This window comes from Streptomyces phyllanthi (assembly GCF_009377205.1).
Classification (GTDB): Bacteria; Actinomycetota; Actinomycetes; order Streptomycetales; family Streptomycetaceae; genus Streptomyces; species Streptomyces phyllanthi.
On the sequence record NZ_VJZE01000513.1, the window covers coordinates 1 to 6104 of the forward strand.

Sequence of the window (6104 nt, forward strand, 5' to 3'; positions counted from 1 at the left end):
GCCCCACCCTCATAGCCCTCACCGCCCTCGCCCCCGTCTCCTGGGGCACGACCTACGCGGTCACCACCGAGTTCCTCCCGGCCGACCGCCCCCTCTTCACGGGCCTGGCGCGCGCCCTGCCCGCCGGGCTGCTGCTGCTCGCCCTCGCCCGGGTGCTGCCCCGAGGGGCCTGGTGGGGGAAGGCCGCGGTACTGGGCGCGCTGAACATCGGCGCGTTCTTCCCCTTGCTGTTCCTCTCCGCGTACCGGCTGCCGGGCGGTATGGCGGCGGTCGTCGGTTCGGTCGGGCCACTGTTCGTCGCCGGGCTGGCCGCCGTGCTGCTGGGCGAGCGCCCGACCACGCGCACGCTGCTCACCGGAATCGCGGCGGCCCTCGGGGTCAGCCTCGTCGTGCTCAGGGCGGCGGGTGCCCTGGACTCCGTCGGCGTCCTCGCGGCACTCGCGGCCACCGCCTCCATGTCCACCGGGACGGTGCTCACCAAGCGCTGGGGCCGACCGGAGGGTGTCGGCCCGCTCGCCCTCACCGGCTGGCAGTTGACCGCGGGCGGACTGCTGATCGCCCCGGTCGCCCTCCTCGTCGAGGGCGCCCCGCCCGCGCTGGACGGCCGGGCGGTCGGCGGTTACCTGTACCTCGCCCTGGCGAACACCGCGGTCGCGTACTGGCTGTGGTTCCGCGGCATCGGCCGGCTCAGCGCCACCCAGGTCACGTTCCTCGGCCCGCTCTCCCCGCTCACCGCGGCCGTCGTCGGGTGGGCGGCTCTCGGTCAGGCGCTGACTCCGGTCCAGCTGGCGGGCATGGCGCTGGCGTTCGGGGCGACGGTTCTCGGCCAGCTGGAACTCCGTACGGCCGCCCCCTCCGCCGAGGCCGTGACGGGCGCCCCGGGCCCCGCGTCATCCCGGGGACGTGCTCTTGACACCCCGAACCGGCGAGTCGAGCCTTGGCAGGGCGTGCGCTCACCTGCTCATGAACGGGTGGGGCCGCGCAATCCCCGTCCCCGGCAAAGGAGTTGACGTGACTGGAACGACGGCGACCAGCCCGACGCGGACAAGGAAGACCACGGGCTGCGCCGACGCCACCGGCTCCTGACCGGAGGGCGGCATGGCAAAAGGCGGCACCCCCGGAGCAAGCAGTCCCGGCACCGGGCGAGCCCCCGTTCCGGATCGTCACGCGGTCGACGTCCCTGCGGCAGTCGGGCGAGGGGTCGACCTCCCTGCGGAGGACGCGCGTACGGCCGCCCGGGCCGAGGCCGATGGGCCGGTGGCTGACTGGGCCGCGGTCGATGGATCTGCGGTTGACCGGGCCGCGGTCGATGGGCCTGCGGTTGACCGGGCCGCGGTCGATGGGCTGGTGGCCGCCCGGGCCGCGGTCGATGGGCCTGCGGTTGACCGGGCCGCAGTCGACGGGCCCAGGGCTGACCAGGCCGAAGTCGCCCGGGCCGCAGGTGACGGGCCTGCGGCTGGCGGTTCCGTAGCGGACATGCTCACAGCAGACGGGTCCGCGGTCGATCGGCTCGCGGTGGACGGGTTCGTAGCGGATCCGTCTGCGGTCGGCCGGTTCGTAGCAGATGGGCCCGTAGCGGACCCGTCTGCGGTCGGCCGGTCCACGCCCGTGGCTGACCGGTCCGCGGGTGGCCGGTCTGCGGTCGGCGGGGCCGCGGTCGGCGGGGCCGCGGTCGATCGGCCCGTGGCTGACCGGCTCGCGGTCGGCGGGTCCGTAGCGGATCCGTCTGCTGTCGGCCGGTCCGCAGTCGATGGGCCTGTGGCTGGCCGGTCTGCGCGTGGTGGGTCTGTGGTCGGCGGGCCGGTAGCGGATCCGTCTGCGGTCGGTCGGTCCGGAGTCGGCCGGTCCGTACCCGACCGTCCTCCGGCCGCCGCCGCCGGGATCTACCCCACCACCGAGCAACTGACCTCCACAGCCCGGGCATTGGCGTCCGCGTACCCGGGTGCCCTGCGGCTGCGCACCGTCGGGGTGTCGCGTTCCGGGCGGCCCCTGTGGTTGCTGTCCGCCGGGCGTGGGTGCAGAAACGTTCTTACGGTGGCCGGCGCCCACTCCAACGAACCCGTCGGTGGGGCCTCCGCGATCCGGCTGGCCGGGGAGTTCGCGCGCGATCCGGACCTGCTGGACGCCCTTGACTGCACCTGGCACTTCCTGCTCTGCCTCGACCCCGACGGCATGAGCATCAGTGAGCGGCACGGCTGGCCGTACGGCGGGTGGGGCGTCGAGGGCTATCACCGGTACTTCTACCGGCAGGAGTTCACCTGCCAGCCGGAGTTCCGGCCGCTGGGCGGGCGGCCCGCCGAGCCCCTGCCCGAGTCCGACGTACTCGTGGGGCTGCTCGACGAGCTGCGGCCCGCCGTTCAGTTCTCGTTGCACGGGGGCGAAGCAGGAGGAACCTTCCTGCAACTCACCCGCAGCGTGCCCGGGGCGGCCCGCGCCTTCCGTGAGGTGGCCACCAACCTGCGGGTTCCCATGGAGCACCGGCCCTTCGACGGCATGGGCTGGTTCGTCGAGGGCCCCGGCGTCCTCGTACTGCCCGGCCCCGAACCGGCCGACGAGCGCGACGCGTCCGGCTTCACCTCCGAGACGACGTGGACGTACCCCATGCGCCACGGCACCGTCACGGCCGTGGTTGAGGCCCCGATGTGGGCGGTGGACTCCGTCGCCGACCCCCGGCGCACGGCCGGCGCCGAGGAGCACATCGCCCGGGTGAGCCGGACCCTCCTGGAGCGAAGCGAGCGGGTGGAGGCGGCCCTCGGCCGCGGGGGCGGCCCGGTCGCCGCGGAACTCCTGCCGTACGACACGGCCGCCCGCGAACTGCTCGGTGTCGGCCCCGGGGTCGCGGACACCTGGAAGAGCTATCTCGCGGACGACCTCGGCGGTGTCGGGCTCGCCACCACCGTCGGCAACTCCGTCTCCCTCGACCTCGCGGCCCGGCGCATCCCCCTTCGCGCGGCGGCGATGCTGCGGCAGGCGCTCGGCGACCCGCCCGCCGACCCGGTGGCCGCGGGCGCGCTCGACGCCCTGGTAGGGGAGTGGTGCCGTGAGCTGGAGACCTGCTTCGGCGCCCGCTGGCTGCCGGTCCGCCGCCAGACGGCACTGCACGGGCAGGCCATGCTCCGGCTGGCGCGGATGCTGCTGAGCCGCTGAGCCGCTGAGCCGCCGAGCCGCTGAGCCGCCGAGCCGCTGAGCCGCCGAGCCGGCGAGGCAGCCTCCGGGCACGGCACGCAGGGTTACGCAGGGTACGCAGGGCACGCAGGGCAGTCACGGCGCACGGCAGAAAGAGGGGGGCGCCCGGTCGTCACCGGGCGCCCCGAGGCCGTACTACCTGACCTGCTCGTTCCTACTCCTGCGCGGCCGCGTCCGCCGACTGCGCCTTCAGGGCGCGCTCGACGCCCGAGCGGGACTCCGAGACGAGGCGCCGCAGGGCCGCGCCCGGCTCGGCGTCCGTCAGCCAGGCGTCCGTACGGTCCAGCGTGCCCTGGGCGACCTGCACGGACGGGTACAGGCCGACGGCGATCTGCTGGGCCATCTCGTGGGAGCGGGACTCCCAGATGTCCTTGACCGCCTCGAAGTACTTCTCCGCGTACGGGGCCAGCAGCTCACGCTGGTCGGTCTGGACGAAGCCTCCGATGACAGCCTCCTGCACGGCGTTCGGGAGCTTGTCGGACTCGACGACCGAGGCCCACGCCTCCGCCTTGGCCTCCTCCGTCGGGCGCGCGGCCCGCGCCGAGGCCGCGTGGCGCTCGCCCGCCGCCGTCTTGTCGCGCTCGTACTCGCCCGCGATCTCCGCCTCGTCGAACCGGCCCACGGCCGCGAGCCGGTGCACGAACGCCCAGCGCAGCTCGGTGTCGACGGCCAGCCCCTCGATGGTCTGCGAACCCTCCAGCAGGGCCTCCAGCAGGTCCAGCTGTTCCGGCTCGCGGGCAGTCGCCGCGAAGGCGCGCGCCCAGGCGAGCTGGTGGTCGGAGGACGGGGCGGCGGTCCGCAGGTAGGCCAGCGTGGCGTCCGTCCAGCGGGTCAGCAGCGCCTCGCGCGCCGCCGGGTCGGCGTACAGGTCGATCGCCAGCTTCACCTGGCGGTGCAGCGACTGCACGACACCGATGTCGGACTCCTTGGCGATACCGGACAGGACCAGCGACAGGTAGTCGCGGGTCGCGAGCTCCGCGTCGCGGGTCATGTCCCAGGCCGAGGCCCAGCACAGGGCGCGCGGCAGGGACGACTCGAAGTCGCCGAGGTGCTCGGTCACGAAGGCGAGGGACCGCTCGTCGAGGCGGACCTTCGCGTACGACAGGTCGTCGTCGTTGAGCAGCACCACGTCCGGGCGGCGCCTGCCCACCAGCTGCGGTACGGCGGTCAGCTCGCCGTCCACGTCCAGCTCGATCCGCCCGTCGGTGCCGTCCCGCAGCAGCTTGCCGCTGTCGCCGTCGAGGTCGTACAGGCCGACCGCGATGCGGTGCGGGCGGAGGGTCGGCTCGCCCTTGGCGCCGGTGGGCAGCGCCGGGGCCTCCTGGCGGATCGCGAAGGAGGTGATGACCCCGTTCTCGTCGGTCTCGATCTCCGGCCGCAGGATGTTGATGCCGGCCGTCTCCAGCCACTTGGTCGACCAGGTCTTCAGGTCGCGCCCGGAGGTCTCCTCCAGGGCGCCCAGGAGGTCGCTCAGGCGCGTGTTGCCGTACGCGTGCGCCTTGAAGTACGCCTGCACGCCCCGGAAGAACTCGTCCTGGCCGACGTACGCGACGAGCTGCTTCAGCACGGACGCGCCCTTGGCGTACGTGATGCCGTCGAAGTTGACGAGGACGTCGTCAAGGTCGTTGATCTCGGCCATGATCGGGTGCGTGGACGGCAGCTGGTCCTGGCGGTACGCCCATGTCTTCATGGAGTTGGCGAACGTGGTCCACGAGTGCGGCCAGCGCGACTCGGGGTGGGCGGCCTGGCAGGCGATCGACGTGTAGGTGGCGAACGACTCGTTCAGCCACAGGTCGTTCCACCACTCCATGGTCACGAGGTCGCCGAACCACATGTGGGCCAGCTCGTGCAGGATGGTCTCGGCGCGCATCTCGTACGCGGCGTCCGTCACCTTGGACCGGAAGACGTACTGGTCACGAATGGTGACCGCGCCCGCGTTCTCCATCGCGCCCGCGTTGAACTCCGGGACGAAGAGCTGGTCGTACTTCTTGAACGGGTACGCGAAGTCGAACTTCTCCTGGAACCACTCGAAGCCCTGCCGGGTCACCTCGAAGACCGCGTCCGAGTCGAGGAACTCGGCGAGCGAGGGCCGGCAGTAGATACCGAGCGGGACGGACTGCCCGTCCTTCTCGTACACGCTGTGCACGGAGTGGTACGGGCCCACGATCAGCGCGGTGATGTACGTGGAGATCCGGGGCGTCGGCTCGAAGACCCAGGTGTCGTCCTTGGGCTCGGGCGTCGGCGAGTTGGAGATCACGGTCCAGCCGGTGGGCGCCTTCACGGTGAACTGGAAGGTGGCCTTCAGGTCGGGCTGCTCGAAGGACGCGAACACGCGGCGGGCGTCCGGGACCTCGAACTGGGTGTAGAGGTAGGCCTGGTTGTCCACCGGGTCGACGAAGCGGTGGAGCCCCTCACCGGTGTTGGTGTACGCGCAGTCGGCGACGATCCGGAGGATGTTGCGCCCCTCCAGCAGGCCCGGCAGGGCGATGCGGGAGTCCGCGAACACCTCGGCGGGGTCGAGGGCGTCCCCGTTGAGGGTCACCTCGTGGACGGCCGGGGCCACCAGGTCGATGAAGGACTCCGCGCTGTTCTCCGCCACGTCGAAGCGCACCGTGGTCACGGACCGGTAGGTGCCGCCCTCCTGCGCGCCGGAGAGGTCGAGATCGATCTCGTACGAGTCAACGGTGAGCAGCTTCGCCCGCTGCTGCGCCTCTTCGCGAGTCAGGTTTGTGCCAGGCACGCGGTCATCTCCTCGGTAAGTGTGGTCTCGGTCATCCTTCCACGGGACGGGTGCGTCCTGTGAGGTTGAGCGCGTAGGGGAACCCCTATGGTCCCTGCCCTGAGGGCTGCCGCCCCCAGCCCCCGCGAGCCCGCCCGAAGGGCCTTGTCCTCAAGCGCCGGACGGGCTGGGTGGGCTG

General features: G+C 72.6%; 3 protein-coding genes. 2 read left to right on the forward strand and 1 reads right to left on the reverse strand.

Annotated elements, in window-relative coordinates; all coding sequences use genetic code 11:
- A partial coding sequence (locus FNH04_RS39590; protein ID WP_228031885.1) for an EamA family transporter occupies positions 1 to 1010 on the forward strand: 1010 nt, incomplete at its 5' end.
- A gap of 892 nt (positions 1011 to 1902) precedes the next feature.
- Positions 1903 to 3147: a M14 family zinc carboxypeptidase gene (locus FNH04_RS39595; protein WP_265581510.1), complete on the forward strand. Its 1245-nt coding sequence runs from the start codon at positions 1903 to 1905 to the stop codon at positions 3145 to 3147.
- A gap of 193 nt (positions 3148 to 3340) precedes the next feature.
- Here the strand turns inward: FNH04_RS39595 and pepN are convergent, their stop codons facing one another.
- Positions 3341 to 5926: an aminopeptidase N gene (gene pepN, locus FNH04_RS39600; RefSeq protein WP_322725197.1), complete on the reverse strand. Its 2586-nt coding sequence runs from the start codon at positions 5924 to 5926 to the stop codon at positions 3341 to 3343.
- Positions 5927 to 6104 lie beyond the last annotated feature (178 nt).